Source organism: Pseudomonas sp. GM102, from assembly GCF_000282555.1.
Lineage (GTDB): Bacteria > Pseudomonadota > Gammaproteobacteria > Pseudomonadales > Pseudomonadaceae > Aquipseudomonas.
The window spans coordinates 63849-90519 of the sequence record NZ_AKJB01000012.1; the positions used below are offsets into that span (position 1 = coordinate 63849).

Annotated in this window: 9 protein-coding genes; 2 read left to right on the forward strand and 7 right to left on the reverse strand. The window is 61.1% G+C overall.

What is annotated here, in order from left to right; translation table 11 throughout:
- Positions 1-22: 22 nt before the first annotated feature.
- Genes PMI18_RS26185 through PMI18_RS26160 form a run of 6 tightly spaced genes read right to left on the reverse strand, consistent with a single transcriptional unit; the run spans position 23 to position 23603 of the window.
- The gene (locus tag PMI18_RS26185) at positions 23-4654 is read right to left on the reverse strand and encodes a non-ribosomal peptide synthetase (RefSeq protein ID WP_007895664.1); all 4632 of its coding nucleotides are present in this window, start codon (positions 4652-4654) and stop codon (positions 23-25) included.
- 56 nt (positions 4655-4710) lie between these two features.
- Entirely contained in the window at positions 4711-5766 is a 1056-nt protein-coding gene (locus tag PMI18_RS26180; RefSeq protein WP_007895666.1) for a TauD/TfdA family dioxygenase, read from the reverse strand.
- A 3-nt stretch (positions 5767-5769) separates the two neighbouring features.
- Positions 5770-10536 (reverse strand): non-ribosomal peptide synthetase, encoded by a 4767-nt coding sequence (locus tag PMI18_RS26175; protein ID WP_007895667.1) that lies wholly within the window; start codon positions 10534-10536, stop codon positions 5770-5772.
- Between the two features lie 23 nt (positions 10537-10559).
- Positions 10560-13676, reverse strand: a complete 3117-nt coding sequence (locus PMI18_RS26170; RefSeq protein ID WP_007895668.1) for a non-ribosomal peptide synthetase — start codon at positions 13674-13676, stop codon at positions 10560-10562.
- Between the two features lie 8 nt (positions 13677-13684).
- Positions 13685-22615: a non-ribosomal peptide synthetase gene (locus PMI18_RS26165; RefSeq protein WP_007895669.1), complete on the reverse strand. Its 8931-nt coding sequence runs from the start codon at positions 22613-22615 to the stop codon at positions 13685-13687.
- Between the two features lies 1 nt (position 22616).
- A complete protein-coding gene (locus PMI18_RS26160; RefSeq protein ID WP_007895670.1) occupies positions 22617-23603 on the reverse strand; it encodes a TauD/TfdA family dioxygenase in 987 nt (328 codons plus the stop codon).
- 200 nt (positions 23604-23803) lie between these two features.
- Here PMI18_RS26160 and PMI18_RS26155 point away from each other — a divergent pair, with 200 nt between their 5' ends.
- Both PMI18_RS26155 and PMI18_RS26150 read left to right on the forward strand, forming a co-directional pair.
- The gene (locus tag PMI18_RS26155; protein WP_007895672.1) at positions 23804-24019 is read left to right on the forward strand and encodes an MbtH family protein; all 216 of its coding nucleotides are present in this window, start codon (positions 23804-23806) and stop codon (positions 24017-24019) included.
- A 26-nt stretch (positions 24020-24045) separates the two neighbouring features.
- On the forward strand, positions 24046-25464 hold the full coding sequence (locus PMI18_RS26150; RefSeq protein ID WP_007895674.1) for a diaminobutyrate--2-oxoglutarate transaminase: 1419 nt from the start codon (positions 24046-24048) through the stop codon (positions 25462-25464).
- 524 nt (positions 25465-25988) lie between these two features.
- Here the strand turns inward: PMI18_RS26150 and PMI18_RS26145 are convergent.
- Positions 25989-26663 carry a MarC family NAAT transporter gene (locus tag PMI18_RS26145; protein ID WP_007895675.1) on the reverse strand — a complete coding sequence of 225 codons (675 nt, stop codon included), beginning with the start codon at positions 26661-26663 and terminating at the stop codon, positions 25989-25991.
- Between the last annotated feature and the right edge of the window lie 8 nt (positions 26664-26671).

Here is a 26671-nt window from a genome sequence, read left to right on the forward strand (position 1 = left end):
GGCATTCCCCGGGGCCTGTTATTCAGCCAGCCACCGCTTTGGCGTAACGGCTCAAGACATTGGCCAGATCAGCCAGTATCGGGTTCAGGAACACCAGGTGAGCGGGGATTTTCGTGCCCCACTGTTCCTGTAGCCGAGCGCACAACAACACTGCCTTGAGCGAGCTGCCACCGGCTTCGAAGAAGTTCGCCTGCTCGTCCAGATCGGTGTGTTCAAGCACCTCCTGCAAGGCGTCGAAAACCTGCGTTCGGGCGTCCGCTAGAGGCTCGACCTGTGGCCGTTTCATCGGTTTGAGCTGCTGCAACAGCGTTTCGAAGGACGGCGATGTCTGGCCCAGGACGGTATCGATCAAGACGCGGAAATCTTCGCTCAATGCCACGATGCTGTCGTGCTCGAACAGATCGGTGCTGTAGGTGAACGTCGCGATCAGCCCTTGCTCACGCTCGCTGATGTCCAGCATCAGGTCAAAGAGGGTACTGCGCTTGCCATTGTCTTCCTTGACCGGCTCGATCCTCAAATCGCCAAACTCGGAGGAGGTGAGAATGCGCTCGCGATGCAGATCGAACATTACCTGGACCAACGGCGCACTGTGTTGTTGAGCGCTGGGCAGTGCTTGCAGCAGTTGTTCGAACGGTAGGTCCTGATTGGCGTGAGCCGTCAGCAGGTTGTCCCGGACCTGTTTGAGTACGTTGTCGAATCCCGGGTTGCCCGCCAGGTCCGTACGCAAGGCCAGGGTATTGACGAAGAAACCGATCAAGCCCTCCAGCTCCTGGTGATGGCGATTGGCGATAGGAATGCCGATCCGTATGGCCTGCTGCGTGCTATGGCCGGCCAGCAGCACGTTGAACACGGCCAGCAGCGTCATGAACAGGGTCGCGCCCTGTTCCCGGCTGTAGGCGTGCAGCGCTTGCGTGATCTCCAGGCCCAGTTCGAAGGTGTATTCGGCACCCCGATGACTGGGCAGCGCCGGACGCAGCAACATGCAAGGCAGTTGCAAGAGCGTTCGGTCGGTGCCCAGGTGTTGCAGCCAGAAATCCAGTTGCGGCTTGAGCACGTCGTGATTGAGTTCACGGCGTTGCCATTGGGCGAAGTCCGCGTACTGCAAGGTTTGCCCGATCAAGGGCGAAGGCTGCCCTTTGCTCAATGCGGTGTAGAGCTGGGTCAATTCACGGGTGAACACACGCATCGACCAGCCATCGAAGACGATGTGGTGCAAGGTCAGCCAAAGTACATGCTCCTGGGCAGACAGCCGAACCAGGCCTGCTCGGATCAAAGGCCCCTGCGCCAGATCGAACGGGTGGGCGGCCTGGGCCCGGAGTTCGGAGTGCAGGTGTTGATGCCGATCACTTTCGTCCAGATGACTCAGGTCAATCAATGGCAGCGTGAAACCCTGCGCTACGCTGATGCGCTGCACCGGTTGATTGTTTTCCAGTGTGAAAGTGGTGCGCAGAGCATCATGGCGTTGCAGCAGTAGCGCAAAACTGCGCTCCAGCGCCAACACGTCCAGGTCGCCGTGCAGGCGCACCGATTCGGGCACGTTGTAAGTGGTACTTCCCGGGTGCAGGCGATCGAACAGCCAGAGCCGTTCCTGGGCGTACGACATCGCCGTTGAAGGCTGGCGGTGTTGGGCCGTGATGGGCGGCAACGTCGAGGCATCGGCCTTTGGCAGCGCCTGGTCAATGAATTCGCCCAGCGTCGGATGCTGGAACAGGGCACGTACCGGCACTTCCAGCCCCAGGCTGCTGCGCAGTCGCGACACCAGTCGGGTCGCGGTCAGGGAATGGCCGCCCAGTTCGAAAAAGTTATCGTCCAGGCCGACACGCTCCACCCCCAGCACTTGCGTCCACAGTGCGGCCAGCAATTGCTCGCGTTCGTTGCGTGGCGCCCGGTAGCTGAGCTGGCGATTGCGAGCGGGGGCCGGTAATGCCTTGCGGTCCAGCTTGCCGTTAGGGGTCAAGGGAAATGCCGACAGCATCACATAGGCATTTGGCAGCATGTAGTCCGGCAATTGCGTGCCTAGGTACTCGCGCAACGCGGTGGCGCCAGGGCATACCTCGCGCGCCACCAAATAAGCGACCAGCTCCATATCGCCGACTTCGTTCGGGCGGGCGATGACGACGGCTTCCCGTATACCGGGATGGCTCAGCAGGAGGGCTTCGATTTCCCCCAGTTCAATCCGGAAGCCGCGAATTTTCACCTGGTCGTCGACACGCCCGAGGAACTCGATGTCGCCATGGGGATTGACCCTGCCGATATCGCCGCTGCGATACCAACTGCTACCTTGGGGATCGAGCGGGTTGCTCAAGAAGCGTTCGGCGGTCAGGTCAGGTCGTCCCAGATAGCCCTGGGTAATGCCTGCGCCACTGAGGTAGATTTCACCTGCCACGCCGGCCGCCACCGGGCGCATCTGCTCGTCGAGTACGAACACCTGCATATTGGCGATGGCCTTGCCGATCGGCAGCACACCGTGTTCGTCGCCCCGGGCGCGATAGTAACTGCACCATACGGTGCCTTCGGTCGGACCGTACTCGTTGTATAGCTGGGCGTGCTCGCATTGCTCGCGATGATGTCGGGCGAGGGCAGCCGGACAGGCTTCGCCGGCGACGATGGCGCAGCGCAGGCTGCCTAACTGGTCGGCTGCCTGCTCCAGTACCTGGGCGTAGAGCGACGGCAACATCAAGGTGTGGCTGATGCGCTGGGTTGCGATCAAGCGGCCCAAGGCCAATGCATCCTGTACCTGGTCGTCCTGCGGCAGGCACAGTCGACCGCCACGGCCAAGGGTCCAGAAAAGACCGGCCACCGAACTGTCGAACGCCAATCCGGACACCAGCAGGAAAGACTCCAGGGGCTCTTCGTAGGCCAACTGGCGCGCCGATGTCGAATGCACGGCATTGCGATGAGTCACCATGACCCCTTTCGGGCGCCCCGTGGAGCCCGAGGTGAAAATCAGGTAGGCCAAGGTGTCGGCATCACTGATGGGTTCGGGACGCTGATCGAAGGCGCTGTCGCTACCCGGCAGGTCGAGCCACACCGTTTCGTAGTTGCCCCTGGGCAAGCGCGTTTGCAGGCGCGTCAGGCTCAGCAGCAGTGGGGCCGCGGTCTGCTCGAGCATGTCGCTCAGGCGTTCGGCGGGGTACGTCGGGTCCAGTGGCAAGTAAGCGCCGCCCGCTTTGAGAATGCCCAGGATGCCGACGAGGGCTTCACTGCAACGCTCGATGAACAACCCCACCGGCTGCCCGGCCGTCAAGCCCGCTTGGCGCAGTCGCTGCGCCACCTGGTTGGCCTGGCGCTCCAGCGTTTGATAACTCAGGTGAACATCACCGTGGGTAACGGCGATGGCGTCAGGTTGTGCGTCGACCTGTTGCTCGAACAGATGGTGCAACAACGTCGGGGCCGCCAGCTGCGTAGCGGTCTGGTTCAAGGCCGCCAGCCAATCCTGATGAGCACGACTGATACCGTTGGCATCGCTCAACGGTTGCGAACTGGCAGCGCTGGCCTGCACGCACAGGGTCAGGTACTGATCGAGCAACAAACGGGCGGCGTCGATGTCCAGCGCCGAGGCGTCGAAGTGCAGGCGAAAATCAAACCCTTGCGCGTGTTCGGTGACGTCCAGCAGCAGTGCATGCGGGCATTCTTCGCCTTCCAGTGCCTGTACCGTCCAGGCCGAGGGCGCGGGTTTGCGCAAGCGAAAACCGAACGGCGTTTCTACCGATTGAGCGGGCCACGCTTCTTGCCAGGTGTTGGCCTCGGTCAACAACGAGGAAAACTCACCGAGCAGGCCGGCCAGCGACTGACTGTCGTCGAAGGTCAGCAGCAGCGGCAGGCGCTTGGCGTAGGGGCCCATCGCCGTTGACGTGGCGCTGTTGCGGCCTTGATGTTCCCAGCCGAGCAGCACCTGAGGCTGACCCAGATGGCGTCTGAGCAGCACCGCCCAGCATACGCCGAACAGATTCTGCGCCGGGGTATCAAGGCCGGCGAGGGCGCTGCTGAGTCGGTCTTGAAAATCCGCGTCCAGAGTCTGTTCGACCTGGGTCATTTGCCGTTCGCCAGAGGTCGTGGCGCGCTGGAACGGATGCAGTACCGTTAGCAGTTCCGGCGCCTGTTGGCGCTGCCAGAAGGCGCGCCCGGCATCGCTGTCGCTGCCGCTGGTGTATTCGAACTGCCACTCGGCGAAGTCGGCAAACTGGACGGCGTCTTCCGTCAGCTCACTGCCCAGATAAAGCGTTTGCCACTCCAACAGCAGGCGTTCCAGTGTGGTGGCGTCGGCATTGGCGGCAGGCAGTGCGACCAACAAGGTGGATGGTAGCAGGGCAACGGCCAGGGCCGGTGGCGTCGCCTGGCTCAAGACGTCGCGCAGTGTCGATTTCAAATCGTCGACAGAAGGCTGGGGCGCAGTGATTTCCCGCCAGTCAATGTTGATGTGTTCGGCGATCACCTGCACCGGCAATTCCATACCGGGTGCGGCCACCAGACGGGTGCGCAGAATTTCGTGGCGCTCCAGCACTTGCTCCAGGGCCGAGCGCAGGCGTGCGCTGTCGATAGCGTCAGGCAAGGCCAGGGTCAGGAACAGGACAGCGCTGCGATCAGTGGCGCGCGACCAGTACAGGTTTTGTTGCAGGGCGGGGCGAAAGCCCTCTAAGGCATTACTGGACATAGGATTGAGGCCTTGAAAAATAGGGGCAAGTCAGGCCCGTCGAGCGGGCGAGCGGTTCAGGGCTTGAGCGCCACGTCTGTGCTGTTCAGTGCTTCGGCCATGGAGACCAGGATGCGTCTGGGGCCGTTGTATTCGTTGCGCGCATGCACCGAGAGCATGTTGTCGAGCAACAACACATCGCCGCGTTGCCAACTGAACTCGATCATGTTTTGCAGGTACACGGCGCGCAGATGCTCCAGCACCTCGGGCTCGATCGGGCTGCCGTCGCCATAAAAAGTGTTCTGCGGCAGATCGTCGGCATCGGCGAAGTCAGCCTGCAGTGCGTCACCGACGCTGGCCGGCAGCGTGCTGACGTGGAAAAACGTGGCATGGTTGAACCAGAGGATTTCGTCGGTGCGCGGATGACGGACCAACGCCGGGCCGACCTGGCGCGTGCGCAGGCGATTGTTGTCTTTCCATTGCGTCTGGATGCCGACACTGGCGCAGTAGGCCTCGACCTGCGCCCGGTCCTCGGTCTGAAACACGGTTTGCCAGGGCAGGCCAAAGCCGTCTCCGTAGTTACGCACGTACATGATGCCCAGGCGGGCGAAGCGTTCGCGTACCTGCGGATCGATGCCACGGGTAATGGCGCGGGTATCGCCGATCGGTGTTTCACCACGCCACTGCGGGGCGACGTCGCACCACAGGAAAATCTTCAACGGGAACACCGGCGAGTAAGAGTGTTCGTTGTGCGGGAAAATGCGCTGGTCTTGCGGGTAGTCGGTGGAGGTGTAGATGTTCAGGCGTGGATCGACCTGCGTCCTCGGCGAGGCCCTGAATTTGTACTCCAGCGCACCGCCCGACAACGAGCTGATGCATTGGTCGAAGGCCGTGGCATTGTCGACCTGGAAATTACGAAACAGCAATGCGCCGTGTTCCAGGAGTTTGCGCTCGATCAGTTCCCGTTGCCGCTGCGCCCAGGCGATCAGGCTGACACCGGGGCTGGCGGGTTCGCACAGCAATGTGTAGTTCTGACCATCATTGAGCGGCTTGAAGGTGACCAGTGCGTCTTCATCCAGGCGAATCGGCTTGCGGCGCATGCCGCCCAAGGTAGGTGTCGCGGGACCATTCATGTCTTATCCCTCCATAGAGTCAGTGGTAAATCGAGTACGCCGACGTGCGCTGCCCAACCGTGCCAGGCTCTGCTCGTTGCGTGCGCTCAGATGCTTCATGCGTTGTTCATGCGTTTGCCGTTTCAGGTCCTGGGCGAGGTCGTCGATCAGTCGCTCCGGGTCCGTGACGACGTGCTCCAGCAGCGTGCTGAAGGCACTGGCGAAAGCCTCGGCCGTTGTCGCGTCGAACAAGTCGGTGCTGTACTTGAGGGTGCAGGCCAGGGCGCCCCGGTCTTCTTCCACGGTGAGGTGCAGGTCCAGTTGTGACTGGCCGTGCTCGATGCGCTCGGGCAGGACTTCCAGCCCTGGCATTTGCAGTACGCTTGCCGGTTGGTTCTGCAGCACCAGCTTGACCTGGAACAACGGGTTGTAAGCGAGGCTGCGCGGCGGGTTGAGCGCTTCAACCAGCTTGTTGAAAGGCAACTCCTGATGTTTGAAAGCGTCCAGTACCTGGGGGCGCAGGCGCTGGATCAACCCGCTGAACGTCGGGTTGCCGGTCAGATCGCCGCGCAGGGCCAACTGATTGATGAAAAAGCCGATAAGCCCTTCGGTTTCCGCGCGGTTGCGGTTGGCTACGTCGGTGCCGATCACCGGATACTGGCGACCGCTTTGGGCATACAGGCACACCTGCAAAGCCCCCAGCAAGCCCATGAACAAGGTCGCCCCGTTGGTCAGGCAAAGCTGTTTCAGGGCTTGGGTGGTGGGCTCGCCAATCTGGAACGACCAGCGTGCACCTTGTCCGCTCATGGCCGCCGGGCGCGGCCTGTCACTGAGCAGGTCCAGCGGTGGCTGAGGTTCGCCAAGCGCCTGCTTCCAGTAGCCAAGCTGACGCTCAAGCATCGGCTCATCCAGGTATCGCTGCTGCCAGGCTGCATAGTCGCAGTACTGGATGGACAATGGCGCCAGTGCTGGGGTTTCACCACTCAGGGCGGTGCGATAGAGGTGAGTCAATTCGCTCACCAGCAGGCCCATGGACCAACCGTCGGAAACGATATGGTGCAGCACCAGCAACAGCAGGTGCTCATTGTCCCGCAGCTTGATCACATGCAAACGCAGCAACGGCGCCTGGCGCAGATCGATAGGGCGTGTCGCCAGGTCGATCAACAACCGTCGTGCCGCGTTTTCGGCTGCTTCGACAGGCAGGGCGCTGAGGTCATGCAATGGCATCGGCAGATCGATATCTGCCTGCACTTGAACGAAGAGTTCCGCGTCCCGTTCGTGGAAGCTGCTGCGCAATGCTTCATGGCGCTGCACCAACCCCCGGAATGCCTGATGCAACGCGTCGATCTCCAGGTGACCGCGCAAGCGCGCCGCGCTGGGGATGTGGTACGCCGCGCTCTCGGGTTGCATGGCCTGCACCAGCCACATTCCTTGTTGTGCGTGGGACAGCAACCGCCGGCCATGAGACGGGATAGGGGCGGGCCCTATTGGTTGCTCGTTGCTGGCCTCGGCCCTGGACAGCGCAAGCGCCAATTGCGCGATGGTCGGTGCTTCGAAAAGCGCCCGCAGGGGCAGTTCGATGTTCAGCGTCAGGCGAATTCGCGTGACCAGTTGAGCGGCCAGCAACGAGTGCCCACCCAGGGCGAAAAAGTTGTCGTGCAGGTCTATGGATTCCAGCCCGAGTACTTCTTGCCAGAGCATTAGCAACTGCTTCTCCTGCGGGGTATCGGGCCCTCGCACCTGTGTGGCTTGCAGCGAATAATCGGGGGCCGGCAGCGCCGCTCTGTTGAGCTTGCCACCTGGGGTCAGCGGTATCTGCTCAAGGGAGACGAAGGCGGACGGCACCATGTAGTCAGGCAAATGTTCGGCAATGTGTTCGCGCAAGGCGGTGAGTGCCAAGGGTTCTGCCTGGTAAACCACATAGGCGACCAGGCGACGATCGCCAGGCCGGTCCTCACGCACGATCACCAAGGCCTGGCGTACCTCTGGATGACTCTGCAAGCGTGATTCGATCTCGCCCAATTCAATACGAAAGCCCCGCAGCTTGACCTGTTGGTCGATCCGGCCGAGGTATTCGTAGGTGCCGTTGGGCAAGCGCCGGACCCGATCACCGGTGCGGTACAGGCGGCTGCCCGGCGGGCCGAACGGGTCGGGGCAGAAACGTTCGGCAGTCAGCCCCGGAACGTCGTGATAACCGCGGGACAACAATGAGCCGCCAATGCACAGCTCCCCGGGCACACCGGCAGGCGCGAGGTTGTCATCGCGGTCGAGCAGGTAATAGGCGCGGCCGTGCAAGGGGGCGCCGATCGGCATTTGCAGTGGCAAGTGTTCACTGGCCAGCAGTTCGGTGCAGTCCTGAATACTCGACACCACGGTGATCTCCGTGGGGCCGTAGATGTTCAGCAGCCGGACATGACTCAGCCCGGCCTTGCGCCAGGCGTTGAGCCCTTCGGGAGGCATGGCTTCGCCACCGACGCTGACCAGACGCAGGGTACCGTAGGCGTTGGCCGGGTCCAGGGCGAAATCCTGGGTCAGTTGGTACCAATAGGCGGTGGTCAGGCAGGCTGCCACGGTGATGCCATGGCGATACAGTCGGGCGAGGAATTCGCGGCTGTCCCATAACTCGGGGCCGCGCACGACCAGGCTGGCGCCGCACACCAGTGGAGGAAACAGTTGATCGACGAAACCATCGAAGTTGAACGTGGAGAACTGCAACACCCGATCTTCGGCGCTGACACCGTAATAGGTGCGAGCGACTTCGGTATAACCGGCCAGTGAACGGTGAGTGACCGCGACACCCTTGGGCTTGCCCGTGGAGCCGGAGGTGTAGATGACATAGGCCAGTTGTTCGCGATGCACGGTCCGGCCCGCCTTGACGGGTTGAAGGCCAGGCATTGGCGGGAGTGCGCAGACGTCCAGGCACGGCCGTTGATAAGTCTTGACCACCGGCGCTGTGGACGCGTCGACCAACACCAGGCGAATGTCGGCATCGTCGATCATGTGAGCCAGGCGTTCGGCTGGAAATTGTGGGTCCAGCGGCACAAAGGCAAGCCCGGCTTTCAATGTGCCGAACACTGCCGCGACAATGTCCAGCCCGCGGGGCAGGCACAGCCCGATGCGCGCTTCCGGTGGCAGGTCGAGCGCCAGCAGATGTTGGGCAATACGGTCAGCCCGGCGTTGCAGTTCGGCGTAGGTCCAGCTCTGGTCATCGTGGATCAGCGCCAGGCTGTCCGGGGTTTTCGACGCTTGCGCCGCCAGTCGCAGATGGACCATTTCAGGCAGTGGCGAAAGCGGCAATGAAGCCTGGCACTGCGCCAACAGACGCTGCTCGGCTTCGGCGTCGCGTATCGGCAGATGACCGATCATGCCGTCGGGAGCCTGTACCAAGCCCTGCAAAAGGGCGCTGTAAGCCCGACCATGGTTGACGATGCTGTCATGTTCGAACAGATCGCCATTGTAGGTGAAGCACACCTCAAGCCGGTCGCTGCGCTCCGACACGTTGAGCACCAGGTCCAGTTGCGCGGTCATCTGCTGGCGCTCGATTTCCACGATCTCAAGCCCTGGCAGTTGCAGTCGACGCGGCGCGTGATCGTCGAGCAGGTTGAACATCACCTGAAACAAGGGGGAGTGGGAAAGATGGCGTTCAGGTTCGAGTGCCTGGACCAGTCGCTCGAAGGGCAGTTGCTGATGTTCCAGGGCACTGCGCCGCACGTTGTTGACGTCGTCCATCACCTCATTGAAGGTGCGCCGGCCGTTGAGTTCGCAGCGCATGACCAGGGTGTTGATGAAGCAGCCGATCAAACCTTCGGTTTCCACGCGCGTGCGGTTGGCTACGGGCACGCCGACACGCAGGTCGGTCTGGCCGCTAAGGCGATACAGCAGAACGTTGAAGGCGCTCAACAGCACCGTGAACAACGTGGTGCCGCGCGCTTTCGCAAGCTGTCGCAAACCTTCGGTCAATGTCGGGTCGACGCTGAGATAATGGCGGGCGCCACGACCGCTTGAATGTTTCTGGCGAGGACGGTCGGTCGGCAATTCCAGCAAGGGTTGTTCTCCCGCCAGATGTTCGCGCCAATAGTTCAGTTCCGAAGCCAGTGTGCTGTCACTCAGGCAGGTCTGTTGCCACAACGCATAGTCGGCATATTGGACCGGCAACGCGGGCAGTTGCGCCTCAATGCCTTCCAGGGCGGCGCTGTAGAACGCGCTCAGTTCCTTGACCAGGATCCCCAGGGACCAGCCGTCAGCGACGATATGTTGTGCGGTCAGGATCAGCACATGCTCGTCGTCGCTGAGTTTTACCAGCAGGCAGCGCAGTGGCGCCTGTTGCAGGTCGAAGGTGCGGTTGGTTTCGCTATCGATCAGGTGTTGCAGGCGTGATTCGCGATCGCTGTCGGGCTCATCTGAAAGATCGATCAGCGGCAGCGCCAATGGCAACTGCTCGTGAATGATCTGATGCGCCTTGCCCTCGGCTTCGTGAAACGTGCTGCGCAAAATCCCATGCCGTGCCACCAGTTGATCGAAGCCGTGTTGCAAGGCGCCGATGTTGAGTGCGCCACGCAAGCGCAATGCAGCCGGCATGTTATAGGCGCTGCTGTCGGGGTCGAGACGGTGGAGAAACCACAGGCGTTGCTGGGCCCAGGACAGCGGGCGCGGCCCCTCGTCAGGCGATGGGACAATCGGCAAGCGATTGAGTTGTATGCCTTGTGCAGCCAGTGCCGCGGCAAACGCTTCGCGTTTGTGGGGCGTGAGCCTGGCGATGCGCTCTGCCAGTTGATGCGGGTTGATTTCCATAGCGTGATTGCGTCCTGGGGGCATCAGACAGAAGGGCTGGCGGATTTGGCGCGTGCCTGCAAGGCGGCGCGTTCCTCGGGCGACATCGCGGCCAGGGTGCGGCGCAGCTCGGCGATTTTCAGCAGTCGCCCCGGCTGGCTTTCCTGGGTGCGCAACGCCTGCGCCAATGTCGCGATGCTCGGGTTGTCGAACACCAGCCCCGGCGGTACTTCCAGTTGCAACAGGCTGCGCAGGCGCGTGCAGAGTTTGATGACCATCAAGGAATGGCCGCCCAGATCGAACAGGCTGTCGGTGATGCTCAGGCTGTCGCGCTCCAGCAGTTCCTGGTAAAGATCTGTCAGCAGGGCTTCGAGCGCATCCCTTGGCGCGAGCTCGACTCGGCGTTCAGTCAGGCTATCGGGTGTGGGCAGTGCGGCGTAATTGACCTTACCGTTGGCCAGGCGCGGCAACGCCTGCACGCGCAGCACTTGCGAAGGGGTCAGGTAGTCGGGCAACGACGTGCGCAACTCGGCGAGCAAGTCAGCGCTTTCACGGTTGCTGACGGCGTAGGCCAGTAACTTGCCGCCCGTGAAATGCACCACTGCCTGACTGACGCCGGCCAGCTTCAGGAGGGCCGCCTCCAATTCACCCGGTTCGACGCGAAAGCCGCGAACCTTGATCTGCTGGTCGCTGCGGCCCGCCAGGTGCAAGCGCCCGTTGGGCGACAGCCGTGCCAGGTCTCCCGTGCGATACAGGCGTTGGCCGGGGTTGAATGGATCGTCGATAAACGCATCAGACGCTCGGTTCAGATAACCACGGCTGACTTGCGCGCCGCCCAGGTACACCTCACCCAGGGCACCCAGCGGCGCGGGTTGCAGACCTGCCGGGGTCTGCTCGAGGACATAGGCGCGGGTGTTTGCCAGTGCCTGTTCCAGGGCCAGCGGTGCAGTGCTTTCGAACGCCTGGCTGAGACTGCACAGTACGCCGACCGTGGTTTCGGTCGGGCCGTAGTGATTGTGTACCCGGCTATTGGGGGCCACTTGCTGGATGCGTTGGCGCAGTGCGCCCGGGCAAGGTTCGCCACCCAATATCACGACATCCGGCAAGACACTGGCCTGGTCTTCGAGCAGAGCCGCCAGGTGTGACGGAACGATTTTCAGGCAGTCGATACGTTGATCGCGAACATAACGCGCGAATGCGCTGGCATCGCGGCTGGCTTCGTCACTGGCCAGCACCATGCAGGCACCGTTCCATAGCGCGCCGTACAGCGTGGTATTGCCCAGGTCCGCAGCCACCGAGGAAATCAGCGCGAAGCGTTTGCAATGGGCCAGGTCCAGCGCTTCGCTGACCGCCGCGGTGTAGTTGAGCAAATGACCGTGTTCGATGATCACGCCCTTGGGTTCACCGCTGGTGCCAGAGGTATAGAGCAGATAAGCCGCGTCGTTGAGCGAGATGTTATCTGTCGAAGGCACAGCGACAACCGCCGAGTCTTGCAGCTCGGAGATGCTCACGCCCTGGGCAGAGCCGATGAGCAGTTGCGGCTGCGCATCGCCAAGGATTTTTTCCAGGCGAGCGGCCGGCCAGGTCGGGTCCAGAGGGATGTAGGCAGCACCGGCTCGCAGCACCGCGAACAAGCCCAGCAGCAAGTCCGCCGAGCGTGGCAGCAGCAAGGCCACTTTCGACTCACGGCCAATACCTCGCGCGCACAAGGCACCGGCCAACTGCTCGACCTGTTCGTGCAGTTGTCGATAGCTCAAGGTTTGGCTGTTGACCTGCAAGGCCGGAGCTTCCGGCGTGTTGTGCGCCCAGTGGAGCAGTCGCTGAGGCAGTGTCCGGGAACCGAAGTCTCGGCTGGGGCCGCACAACTGGAATTGGCGGGCCCGATGCTCGGCGTTGCTCAGCGGCAGTTCGAGCATGGCGCAGGTATTCAGCCGTTCGGGCAAGACGCGCAGCAGGTAGCCGTATTGCTCCAACAAGCATTGCAGCGCTTCGTCGCCATAGTGCGCGCCGGGCGACTGGACGCTGACGGTCAGCCCTGCACCGTGCTCGTCCAGTACGACTTGCAGCGCCAGCTCGAAGCATGAGTCGACACCGGGCAGCGTATCGACCTGCCAGCGCAGGCCTGCGTTGTCGATGTCCTGGCAGTGGCTTGCCAAGTTGAAACCGACTTTGCGATGACGGGTATGGGCCGGGTCGGCGACGTTCCAGTATTCCTGTTGTTGAGTGTGTTCGTTGAGTTGACTGGCCAGGCTTTGCAGCCACTGATCGAACGTGCCGTTCAGGTCGGGGTTGAGCACCAGCGGCAGGATCTTTTCATAGACGCCGATTCCGTTGGCCAGGGTGTCGTAGTCGACACGGCAATCCTGTTGCCAGCCGGCGGTGTACACCGCTTGCCCGCCAACACGTGCCAACAGTAACCACCAGGCCGCTTGCAGCACTGTCCCCAGCGGTTGCTGGCTTTGATCGGCGAGTTGTTGCAGCGCGTGATGCAATTCGACGGGCAAGCGTTGACTCACCGTCGGGAGGCTACGCTGCCCTATCGGCTCGTGACGCGACCCCAGGTGCATCGGTGGCGTGTCCGCAAGTTTCAGCGCGGCCCAGTAGGCGCGACCGTTCAGGGCTTCGTCATCGGCATCAAGGTCGTTGCGCCATTCCACGTACTGCGAGTACTGGAACGCTTCCTCCAGCACGGTAGTGGGGCGTGCATAGAGTTCGGCCAATTCACTGAACAGATTTTGCAGGCTGAGCCGGTCGCTGGCACAGGCAGCGACCAGCAGGTCGAGGTGCCATTGGGCCGGTGCCAGTTGACGCAAGATGCCGCGAACCAGGCTACCGCTTTCAATGGCAAACGGCGCTTCAAGCAGCGCAGCGCTTTGCTGTTGCTGCTCGGCGACGGACAAACCGGCCTCCAGAACATGCCATTGCAGCGCAGGCGCCACGACGTGCTGGCGCAGGCTTCGATACAGGCTCGAAGGACGCAGCGCCGTGCGCAGGCTGGTATGGCGTTCGATCACTTGCAGCAACGCTTTATGCAGCTGCCCTGGGTGCAGCGGGCCTTCAAGGGTCATGCCCAGATGCACGGACGGGCGGCTGCTTTGCAAGGCGACGGCCTGCTCCGCACTGAGGGGCAGATCGTGGTTCGCTTCCTGGTTATTGCTCATGGTAGGGCTCAATCCTGCAGTTCCATTGCGTTGTTGTAATTGGCCAAGCGAGCCGGCTCATGCAGATCCCCCATGGCGACGACAATTTTTCGCGGGCCCTCAAAGGGGTCACGGGCGTGAGCGGCCAGCAAGTTATCGAGCATGATCACATCGCCCTGTTGCCAGTCGAAACGCACTGCGCATTCTTCGTAGAGTCGACCTATCAGCGACATCGTTTCGTGGTCGATGGGGCTGCCATCACCGAAATACACCTGGCGTGGCATACGTTCCTGACCGACCATTCGCAGCAAGTCTTCGCGTACCTGAGGGTCCAGGCAAAAGGTGTGGTGCAGTTGAATCTGATTGAAGAAGCTGCGCTCGCCACTCAGCGGGTGGTGGATCACCGCGGGGCAACGGGTGCGGGTTTGCAGCTCATCATTGGCCAGCCAGTGGAACTCGGTACCGCTGGACCGGCACTGGGCCTCAACCTCGTCGCGATCTTCAGTCTTGAAGAATTCCCGCCAGTTGACATCCAGGCGCTCGGTGAACGTACGCACATAAAGCAACCCTTTGCTTTCGAACCTTTCGGCCAGGGCTGTCGGCAAGCGACGGTACAGTTCGCGGCAGTCAACGATGGGCGTCGCACCACCCACAGGCGAAGGTTGTTCACAAAAGAACCATTGTTTGCGTGGAGAGCGGGGCAGGTGCGAGCTCTCGTTGTGGAACAGGATCATCTCCCGCTCGGGATAAGGCGTGGAACGGTAGATATTGCGTCCACCTTCCTTCTTCGGCAGGTCGCCATAGCCACCGAACAGACCGGGATGGATGGCCTCGGCGAAGGCTTCGAAGGCCTTGGCGTCGTCCAGGGCAAAGCCGCGAAACAGCAGGCCGGCGTGCTGGCACAGCAGGGTATCGATCAGGTCCCGGGAGCTTTGCGCCCATCCCACTGGATCCAGGTCCGGCACACAGGGTTCGATCATCAAGGGGAATTCCCGTCCCGGCAGCAGCGGGGCGGTCCGGATCAGCGGCTTGGGCGTTGTGGCGCGGGCCGGCATCTTTTTCAACTTGTCGAGTTTGCTCGATGGCGAGGGCGAATTAGCCAAGGCAGATGACTCCACAGAGGGCAATGTGATGGTGAAATGAGTGAGGGCGGCATGGGGCTGCTCGACGACTTGTTGCAGCAGACTCAGCCAGGCACGGATCAAGGTCTCGATACGTTCGCCCTTGAACAGTGCGCGGGCGTAGACCCAGTCGCCGCGCATGACATCGCCCTGGCGCTCAAGGAACAGCGCCATGTCGAACTTGCTGGTGCGTTCCGCCGGGGGCTGCTGGCGCACTTCAAGACCGGAGATGGCAAATTCAGCCTGGGGCGTGTTCTGCAGGACGAACAGGGCTTGCACCAAGGGGTTGCGGCTGCGTTCGCGGGGCACTTGCAAGGCTTCGACAATACGATCGAACGGCAGCGCCTGATGCTCGAAGGCTTGCAGGCAGGTGTCGCGGGTACGGCCCAGGAAATCGCTGAAGCGCTCGTTGCTCATTCGACGCGAGCGCAGCGGCAGGACGTTGACGAAGAAGCCGATCAAACCTTCAAGGCTGGCGTCGTCGCGACCGGCGACGTCAGTGCCCAGTAACAGCTCATCGTTGCCAGTCAAGTGATGCAGCAGCAATTCGAAGGTGCTGAGCAGCACCATATACAGGGTGACCCCTTCAGCCAGGGCCAGTGCATCGAGGCGTGCCAGCAGTGGCGCGGGTATTTCCAGGGCTTTGGCGGCGCCCCGTGCATCGGCCTGGGCCGGGCGCGGCCAATCTGTGGGTAGCGCGAGTACGTGTGGCGCACCGCGCAGCTGTTCCTGCCAGAAGGTCACTTCGTTATCGAGGCTTGGACCTTGCAGGCACTCACGCTGCCAGTGCGCATAGTCTGCGTATTGCACCGGCAATGAAGCCAGTTGCGGGGCTTTGCCGGCCTGGAGCGCGGTATAGACATGACTGAGCTCATTGATCAGTACGCCGACCGACCAGCCGTCAGCGACCATATGATGCAAGCCCAGGAACAACAGGTGCTGATGCTCGTCGAGCTTGAGTACCCGCGCCCGGATCAAGGGCACCTGTGCCAGGTCGAAGGGGCGTCGCAGGTTGTCGAGGCTTTCCTGATCGGCCACAGCCTGGCGCTGCCCGGCATCGAGATGCGAGACATCGCGCAGCGGCACGTCCATTTCAAGGTGCGTCGCGATCAAGGACACTGGTTCGCCGTCGATGTCCGAATAGGCGGTCCGCAGAACCTCATGACGGTTTAGCAGGGCATTGAAAGTAGCGCGCAGGACGTTCATGTCCAGCGCACCTTGCAGGCTAAGGGTGGCGGCCATGTTGTACGCCGCTGATGGCCCGTGCAGGCGATCGATCATCCACAGACGATGTTGGCTCAGGGACAGAGGCATGTGCACCTGGCGCTCGACCGATCGCAACACTGGCGCGCTGGCGGCGTTAACCGGTTGTGCCGACAGGGCGTCCAGGCACTGCGCCTGTTGCCACAGCAGCGGCGCATCGAAAACACTGCGCAGCGCCAGCTCCAGGCCACAACGTTGGCGAATGCGGGCGATCAGGCGGGTAGCCAGGAGTGAGTGCCCACCGGCTTCAAAGAAATGACTGTTGCGTCCCAGTGTCTGGTGCGGCAGCAGCGCCGCCCATAGCTCAGCCAGCAAGTGTTCGTTGGCGCTGCTCGGGGGATCGACCTCGATGCTGTCCAGTGTGGGTGCCGGCAGGGCCTTGCGATCGATTTTTCCGTTGGCGTTCTGTGGCCAGCTGTCCATCTGCACCCACAGGGAGGGCACCATGTAAGCGGGTAAGCCGTCGCGGACGAACTGGGCCAGCGCGGCATCAGTGAGTGCGTGCCCGTGACGACCCTGCCAATAGCCCACCAGCATCTCGCTGCTGCCCAGTCGTTGCAGGCTGACCATGGCGCGAAGGATGTCTGGATGACGCTCCAGATGCGCTTCGATTTCTCCCGGTTCGATGCGGAAGCCACGCAGTTTGAGCTGGAAATCCTTGCGTCCGAAATACTGCAACACGCCGTCGTCACCCCAGCGCGCCAGATCGCCGCTCAGGTAAAGACGACTGCCTGCCTCGCCGAACGGGTTGGGAATGAAGCTGGCGGCGGTGCGCGAGGGGTCCGCCAAATAGCCGCGACTGACGCCGATGCCGCCGATGGCCAATTCGCCGACTACGCCTTTGGGCAGCGGTTGAAGGTCGTGGCCCAGAACGTATAGTTCGGCATTGGCGGTGGGCCGGCCGATCGCCACACTGGTGCCTTGATCGGGTGCGTTGCGCAATGGCTGGAACGCCACGTCATCCGAGCACTCGGCTGGACCATAGGCGTTCATCAATGGAGTGTGCGGGTAATGGCTGAACCATTGCTGGGTGGTTGCCACCGGCAGCGCTTCACCGGTGGGCAGCACCCAGCGCAGATCCGGCAATGACACCGGCTGGTCGGCCTGGCTTTCCAGCATCGCCTGCAACAATGCCGGTACCGGCTCAAACAGGCTGACGTGGCGCGTGCGCAGGACCTGGAGCAGTGCCTGGGGATCACGTACGACGCTGTCGCCGATGATCTCCACGCAAGCGCCGAACAGCGGTGCGGTGAGGGCTTGCCAGACAGAAATATCAAAACAGGCCGGTGCGGTCTGGGCGATCACATCGTTCTGGTTCAAGCCAAGCGGTTCCAGCTTGGCCAGCATGTTGTTGAGCATGCCGGCGCGAGTGACCATCACGCCCTTGGGCTGACCGGTGGAGCCGGAGGTGAACAGCACGTAGGCCAGTTGATCCTGACGTGCCGGTTGTTGCGGCAGACGTCCAAGGGTACTCATTTCCACCAGGTCGTGCGGCAGGGCGTGTTTGCCCTGATAGACTGAAGCCAGGCGCTCTGCGTACTCGGGTGTGCAGATCACCATCGGCTGCTCAAGCCGCGCCAGCACCTGTTGCCAGCGCGCCGGGGGTTGAGAGGGTTCCAGCGCCAGCCAGGCACAGCCTGCGCGCAAGGTCGCGACCATCAGGCACAACCAGTCGATGCCCCGGTCGGCGAGCAAGGCGATTGGCTGGTCGGGTTGCGCGCCCAAAGCCTGGAGACCACGGGCCATGACTTCCGAGCGTTGCCAGAGTTGGGCATACGTCAGGGACTGATCGGCACAACGTGCGACCAATCGCTGAGGGTGGGCGGCCACCTGGGCGGCCACCCGTTGCTCCCAACTGTCTTCGAGGCTGTAATCGGCCCGATGGGTTCCCCAGTCAAGCAGGTGCGCGCGTTCGTCGGCGGTCATGATCGACAGCTGCTCGATACGGGTGTCGGGCGCGGTATCCATGGCGATCAGGAGCCGGTGCAAATGATCGATCAGTGTCTGTAGCGATTCGACCGGCAGGCATCGGGTGTCGGCGCTGAAAAGCACCTCCAGGCGGCGTCCGGGCAGGGCCTCGACCGTGAGGCCGTAGCTGGTCTGCTCAAGGTTATCCATGACCTTGAGCGTCAACTCACCGGATTGCAGTTGCCGCTCACTCAGGGCCGGTAGATTCTGGAACACCAGCAGCGTGTCGAACAGTCCGGCACCTCGTGGGTGCTGCTGGAGGATTTCGGCCAGCGGCGTTTGCTCATGTTCGCGCATGGCGACGCTGATTGCCTGGACCTGATGCAGGTAGTCGCCCAGGGTCAACCCGGAGTCAACCTGCAAACGCAGCGGCAGTGTGTTGATGAATACGCCGAGTATCTGCCCGGCATCTGGCAGCTCACCCGGCCGCCCGCTGCTGGTGACACCGAACATGACGTCCGGCTGGTTGTTATAGCGCGCCAGCAGCAAACCCCAAGCCGCCTGTATCAGCGTATTGAGGGTGACCCGGGTGTTTTTTCCGAGGTTGTTCAACGCAGTGGTTTGCGCTTCGCTCAGTTGCAGGTTGCGGGTGTAGTAAACCGCTGTTGCCGCGCTTTGCGCAGCGTTCAGGACGGGCAGGGACCCTGCGCCTTCGAAGCTTGCCAGGCGCTGCTGCCAGTAAGCCTGGCTCTGGGCGTCCGGTTGCGCGGCGAGCCAGTCGATATAGTCGCGGTAGGGTGCCCGGGTGTTGACCGCGATACCGTTGTAGCGGGCGAGTATCTCTTCCATCAACATCACCGAACTCCAGCCATCGGCGATCAGGTGATGGCGGCTCCACACCAGCCATGTGCGCTGCTCGTCGAGCTGGATCAGCGCGACGCGTTGCAAGGGCGGGCACTGCGGATCGAAACCCAGTGCACGGTCAGCCTGGCAGTAATCGGCCATGGCTTGTTGGCGCTGGGTCTCATCGAGTGTGCTCCAGTCCAGCTGTTGTACCGGCAAATGCAGGTCGCGATAGACCCCTTGCATGGGTTCCTCCAGGCCTTGCCAGAGGATCCCGGTACGCATCAATGGATGCGCGGCGAAGGTATCGCGCCACGCGGCCAGATAGCGCGCAGGCTCCAGCGGGCCTTGCAATTCGGCGTGCAACTGGTTGACATAAACGCCATTGCCGCCCTCCAGCAGGCTGTGGAACAACAGCCCTTTTTGCAGCGGCGAAAGCGGATAGGCATCCTCCAGTTCGGTACCGGCCAGGGCGTCGAGCGCCTCGCGTTCGATAGGGCTGAGGGAGAAAACCGCCGGTGGATTTGTCGGTGCTTGAGGCACCGGAGCCGCCACCGCCGGTGCGCGGCAATTGATCAGGCTGGCCAGCGCTTCGACGCGCGGGTGGGCGAAAAGCTCTTTTGGACTGAATCGCAGGCCTTGCTTGCGTGCCTTTGCAATCAATTGCAGGGCGATGATCGAGTCCCCACCCAAGGCGAAAAAATCGTCCTCGCGGCCCACGTCCGTGCGTTGCAGGACATCACGCCACAGGGCAGTTAGTTGCGCTTCCAACTGCTTGAGGGGCGAATCCAGCGTGGCAGCCAGTTGTGCAATGGTGGGATGCGCGAAGAAATGTTTGGGGGTGAACTTGAGTTGTGCCTTGCGCGCGCCAGCGATCAATTGCAGAGCCAGGATCGAGTCGCCGCCCAAGGCGAAGAAGTCATCGTGGATCGACAGCGAGGACTTGCCGAGCAGGGCGCACCACAGTTCCATCAACAACGCCTCGACCGGATCGCGGGGGGCGATGTCCAGGGTGTTTTGTCGCTGACTCTGTTCCGGGGCGGGCAGGTTGTGTCGATCGACTTTACCGTTGGCCAGGCGTGGCAGTTCGGTCAGTTCGACATACAGGCTCGGTAACATCGGCTCAGGCAGTTGCGCCGCCAGTTGCCGGCGCAACTGTTCGCGATCCATCCCGGTGTCCGGCACCAGGTAAGCGATCAGTTTTGCGGCATCGTTGTCGCCCAATGTCCGGGCCACCACGACCGCCTCGCGCACGCCATCACAGGCCCTGAGACATGCTTCGATTTCCCCTGGCTCAACGCGAAAGCCACGGATCTTCACTTGATCATCAATACGTCCAAGGAACTCTACGACGCCTGAAGGCAGCAGTCGTGCGCGGTCACCGGTGCGATAAAGGCGTTGACCCGAACCACTGAGCGGGTTGGGGATGAACCGCTCGGCGGTGAGACCGGGTTGCCCCAGGTAACCATCGGCAACGCCCGGGCCACCGATATAGAGCTCGCCGGCGCTGCCCAGTGGCATCGGGTCCAGGTAGCGATCGAGCACGTGAACGTTGACATTGGCCAGTGGCGCGCCAATCGGCGCAAAACCTGAAAAGGTATCGTCAGACTCGTTCACTGGTTGAGTCAGGCAACCGACGGTGGTTTCCGTAGGGCCGTAGTGGTTGACGATCCGGCAGCCCGGCGACAACGCTTGCAGGCGCTTTACCAGCGTCAGGTCCAGGCCTTCGCCACCCAGCACCAGGCATTGGCGCGGGAGCAGGCGCTGTGGGTCGGCGACCGCGAGCAGGGCGTTGAGGTGCGAAGGTACGATCTTCAGGCAATCGACTGGCGCGGCGGCCAGGCTTTGCGCCAACTCTTCGGGGTCTGCGGCCAGTTGTTCATCGATCAGGCGCAGGGTTCGTCCGGTCAGCAGCGCGCCAAACCAGGCGGTGTAACCCAGGTCCGCGGCCACGCTGGCCAAGGCTGTCAGGCTGGCGTCTTCGCTCAGTGCCAGACTCTGCATCACCCCGTCGACGTAGTGAATCAGGTTGCCCTGGGTCACGCGCACGGCTTTTGGCGTGCCTGTGGAGCCTGAGGTGTAAATCAGGTAGGCCAGTTGTTGAGGGTGGGCAGGCGCGGCATTCATGGGTGCGACGCCTGTGCCTTGGGCCAGGCGGCGCACGGTTTGATCGGGGCCGATCAGTACGCTGGCAGCGCTGTTATCGAGCAACTGCTGACGTCGTGACTCAGGCAATGCCGGGTCCAGACACAGATAAGCCGCGCCCAGTTTCCAGCTGGCCAGCATGGCCGTCATCAGCGTGCGGCCCCGGGGCAGGGCCAAGGCGACGATCTGGCCTGTGCCCGTTCCGGCGCTACGCAGCTGTTGTGCCAATGCTTCGGCCGCTTGGTCGAGCTGGGCGTAAGTGAGCGAGCCGTTGGCATCGCTCAGGGCGGTTCGATCACAATGCGTGCGAACCTGGTGTTCGAACGCTTCGACAGCGGTTGCAAAGGCTGGCTGGCTGTTCAACCCCAGACAGCGCGATGCTGTTGAGGGCGGACAGGCCGGCAGGTCGCTGACCCGCGCCTCGGGCATCTGCTGAGCCTCGCCGGCAAACCAGACGAAATCTTCGGCCAGACGGGCGATACGCTGCGCATCGAACAGATCGGTTCGATAGCGCCATTGCGCCAGCAATTGGACACCGTCGTCCTGCCAGCGCAGATTGAGGTCGTTGGCTGCGCCGCGTTGGGTGAACAGATGCTCTTGCACGCTGTATTCACCAAAGTGCTCGTCGCGACGGCTGGGCATGTACGTCAGCATGCAGCGAAACAACGGGCCGTTGCCGACGTCTTCCTGCATACGCACCGCTGGATAACGGCGATGACGCAAGCCTTCACGCATTTGTTGCGCGATGTCGCGCAGACAATTGGTCAGGGTCGGGTTGTGCTCGAAACGGGCGCGCAACGGCAGGCTGTTGAGCGTAAAGCCCATCAGGTTTTTGTATTTGGCTTTGTGCCGGTCCATGGTCGGCGTGCCGATGAGGAAGTCGTCCTGATCGCTGCAGCGATGCATGAACACCTGAAACAGCCCGACCAGTAACACAAACAGGCTGACATTATGAGTGTCGGCCATTGTTCGCAGATGGCTGCTCTGGGACTCACTGAGCAGTAGTTCGAATTCGTCGCCTTCGTAGTCGGGGGTGCGCGGGCGAGGGCGGTCCGGTGTCAATTCCAGGGCCGCGGGAGTCCCGCTGAGTTGCGCCTGCCAGTAACTGGCCAGGGATGCGAGCTTGCTGTCTTCCAGCAGCTCACGGTGATCGTTCAACCATTCGAAATACAGGCCTGGTTCTGGCAAGACCAGCGGTTCGCCAGTGACTTGGGCATGGTAGGCGGCGAAGGTCAGCTTGAGCATCCATTCAACGCTCAGGAAGTCGCCGCTGATGTGGTGCGCCGCCATGCATAAATAAAGTCGACCTTGATTGCGCAGCAGCCGCAAGCGACAGATATTTGCCGATGCGAGGTCGAACGGCTGGTCGGCATGATGCTCGATCCACGCCTTGACCCCTGCCGCGTCTAGGTCGTCGAGGCCCTCCCAGGTTGCACTGACCCGGATCTGTTCGGGACGGAACATCCACAGTTGCCCATCCACTTCCCGATAGCCGCAATGCAACGTTTCGCAGTGTTCGACGACGCGCGTGAAGGCCGCGCACAGTGTTGCGGCGTCCAGGTCCGCCCGCAACTCGCGAGCGGCGACCATGTTATAGGCATGACTGGCCGGATTGAGTTGGTGAAACTGCCATAGAGCCTGCTGACCGGGGCTGGCCAGGTGTAAGGGGGTGGACATCATGTCAGTTTTGCTCCTGGGCAGGTTCGGCCATGGCGACGATCACTTGTCGGGGCCCTTTGAAGCTGGCGCGCCCATGGGCGACCAGCATGTTGTCGAGCATCAGGACGTCGCCTTTTTCCCAAGGGAAATAAACGCTGTTTTCGGCCAGCACCCCACGAATTTCCTCCAGGACACTTTCTTCCAGCTCAGTACCGTCGCCGTAATAGACATTGCGGGGCAGATCGAGCGGATCATCATCGACAACCGCCATGAGGCTTTCACGAATCGCCGGCGCAAGATTGGAGACGTGGAACAAGTGCGCCTGGTTGAACCAGACCCAAGCCTGGGTTTTCGGATGACGGGCAACGGCCTGGCATATCTGGCGGGTGCGCAGTTCGCCATCGTCTTTCCATTCGAACGCAATGCGATTGGCCCGGCAGTAGGCCTCGGCCACCGCAGGGTCCTCAGTGTTGAAGGCCTGCTCCCAGGACAAGTCCAGGCCGTTGCCATAATTGCGCACGTACATCAGGCGTTTATCACTGAAGCGCTGGCGCAAGGCGGGATCGAGCTGCTGGAAGATGCGACGGCTGTCAGCAATAGGTGTTTCGCCACCCTCGACACTGGGCTGGACGCAATGGAACCAGATCTTCAGAGGCCATTGCAGGGTGTAGGACTGCTCATTGTGCAGGGGAATGGTTTGATGGGCGGGGTATTCGGTAGAAGTGTAGACACCTTGCTCGATCGCTTTACGAGGTGTCGAGCCGAATTCGTAATTGAGTAACTCATGGCCAAAACCGCGAACCAGATCTTGAAAGGCATGTTCCCCGAGAACGTCGAACCCGCGCAGAAGCAGGGCGCCGGCCTCGTGCAATTGATCCTCGACCAACGCGTGAAGCTCGCTCAGGCACGGGCGCGTGCGCTCGAGCGGTTCAACCAGCAGTGGCAACGTTTTGTGCACCAGAAGTGGGCGCACGGATAATCCTGTTGCGTGCTCGACTTCCCGTCCCATGCGCTTGCTCCTTCTATTCGGTCATGTGTCAAAACGCCACTTTGTAGTGCGTTTTCTTGAGGCGAGAAATACTATCCGATACTACTGACAGTTGTTAATAATATTTATTAACATTCGCATTATTGTTTTTTGGCTGCCAGAATCATCCGCTCTCGCAGTCGTCAGGCTTCATTGGATAACCCTCATACAAGGAACTGGGAATGAGTTGGGACAATGCTGAAAGCGGTTTTATCGTGGTGGTCAATCACGAGGAGCAGTATTCGATCTGGCCGGATTACAAGGCGCTACCCGAGGGCTGGCGAGCGGCCGGCCAGCAAGGCAACAAGGCGCAATGCCTGGCCTGGATCGAGGAGCAATGGACGGACATGCGTCCGCTCAGTTTGCGTATGGCCCTGCAAGCCACCCCACAGCGCTGAACGCTCGCCTATACAAGGACATTCGTATGGAAAGTCTTCACCGCTGGACTGATTCCGGCTCGATTTTTACCCTCGAACATTTCCGCCAGCAGCCACCGCGTGAGTTCAAACCGGACGACCTGCTTGAACGCCAGGCCGCTCGCGAATCCAATGCCCGCTCTTATCCAAGACGTATTCCGTTGGCCCTTAAGGAAGCCCATGGACTCTATGTGCTCGACACGCGCGGCCAGGTGTTCATGGATTGTCTTGCCGGGGCCGGGACACTGGCGCTCGGTCACAACCATCCGGTGACCATCGACGCAATGCGAGCAACGCTCGATTCCGGCTTGCCCTTGCACACACTCGACCTGACCACCCCCATCAAGGATGCGTTTGTCGAGGCCCTGTTCGCCGCATTGCCGCCGGCGTTTGCTGCGCAAGCACGCATTCAATTCTGTGGGCCGACGGGGGCTGACGGGATTGAAGCGGCCCTCAAGCTCGCGAAGATCGCGACGGGTCGCAAGGGCATTTTCTGCTTCTCCGGTGGTTATCACGGTATGACCCAAGGTGCATTGAGCCTGATGGGCAATCTGGGGCCCAAGCAATTGCCCGGCTCGCTGATGGCCGACGTGCAAGTGTTGCCCTATCCCTATGACTACCGCTGCCCATTCAATATTGGCGGCGAGGCGAGTATCGATGCAGGGTTGAGTTACATCGAGCAATTGTTGACGGACCCCGAATCCGGAGTCCTTCCACCCGCTGCGGTTGTGGTGGAGGTGGTACAAGGGGAAGGCGGCGTGATTCCAGCGCCGGCTCGCTGGCTTCAGGGGTTGCGCAAGCTGACCCAGCAGCATGGTGTCGCGTTGATCGTCGATGAAGTCCAGACCGGATTAGGCCGTACCGGACGCATGTTCGCGTTTGAACATGCCGGGATCGAACCCGACATCCTGGTCCTCTCCAAAGCCATCGGCGGTGGTCTTCCGTTGTCGGTCATGGTTTACCGTGAAGCCTTGGACCTCTGGAAACCGGGGGCCCACGCAGGTACTTTCCGCGGCAACCAGATGGCCATGGCCGCGGGTGCGGCAACATTGCGCTATATCCAGGAACAAGGCCTGGCGTCCCACGCCGAGGCCATGGGCGAGCGCTTGATGACTCAGCTTCGGCAGATTCAGCGTGATTACCCGTGCATCGGGCAGGTTCGCGGACGTGGCCTGATGGTGGGTGTCGAAATCGTCTCGACGGCAGCTCAAGGCGCGCGTGTGGCACCGGCCGACGGCGTGATGGCAAAGGCCATTCAACAGCAATGCCTGCGAGAGGGCGTCATTATTGAACTGGGTGGGCGCCACGGGGCTGTCGTACGGTTCTTGCCGCCGTTAACAATCCAGGCTGCCGAGATTGATCTGCTGGTGGAGAAGTTTCAGTTCGCGTTGGGTAATGCATGCCTTGATTCGGAGCTTAGGGGCTGAGCCAGACTCACCACGGCGGATTTTTTCAGAAGGCACGCGTAAAAGGCGAGTGGCTGGTCAAGCCTGGAGGGGGCGGGTAAAAATCCTGCCCCTACCTCCTCCAAAGTCATTATATAGACGCGTTTCAGATTCGGCTAAATGCCCAAAAAATTTGTGCTTGGCTGTCCTTGGCGAGAGGCTCAGATTTTCGATCACACACAACATACGGTGGCTTATGTAGGGATTCGGCTGCGCATCTCATTTCTACGATTGCATTCTTCTTGAGCTAACAATCCAGAAGTATAGTGCCCTAATGCTTATCAAAAATGAGATATCTGCGAGCCATGCGACTCACTGTACGAGCGGTTGCCCTTGCTCCATTGTCCTTGCGTTTACCACCAAGAATCGATCGGACATATTTGCTATCCCGATAAGGTACTCCCTTTATGTTTAGTGGAGACATACCAGGATTTCAAGTCCTAGAAAGCCAGACCGATTTTTTGCCGAGAGCTATCCTTCGTGAAGAGCAATAAAGGCTCTCGAAATTACTGAGGACGAAACAGGTGAGCATTCCTGTCGATGATGGTCTGGATGATTTCCACCGAGCCATTAATGGCGAATTGCGCGCCCATGCATACCAGGAGGAAACCCATCAGCCGTGATATGGCATCAATGCCTGACTGTCCCATTATTCTCATGATTAGTCCTGAGCCAAGCAGGCATACCCAAAGGATAAGAGCGGTAAACAGGAAGATTAATGGAGGGGCTGTTAATAATACCCAGGCAGGAAACAACGTACTGTGTTTGATAGTGGCGGCGGAACTGATGATCATCGCAATGGTGCCAGGCCCGGCCGTACTGGGCATGGCCAGCGGGATGAAGGCAAAGTTCGGTTGTTCGCTTGCGCCGTTGCTGGAGGCAGAGGGCTGAAGAGGCGGCGGAAACAGCATCTTCAAGCCCATGATGATGAGAATTCCGCCACCGGCCATACGCAAGCCCGGTATGGAAATGCTAAATGCATCCATAACAAACGCGCCTACGTAGTAAGTGAACGTCATGATCAGAAAGACATAGAATGACGTCAGAAAAGCCTGTGTCTTTTTTTCCTTGTGACTCAGCCCTTTACTCAAGGCAAGAAACAGCGCAACTGTGGTGGGAGGGTTAGTCAATGGCAGCAGCGCCAGTAACCCAAGTCCGATTGCATTGAACAGATCTGTCATGTCGAACT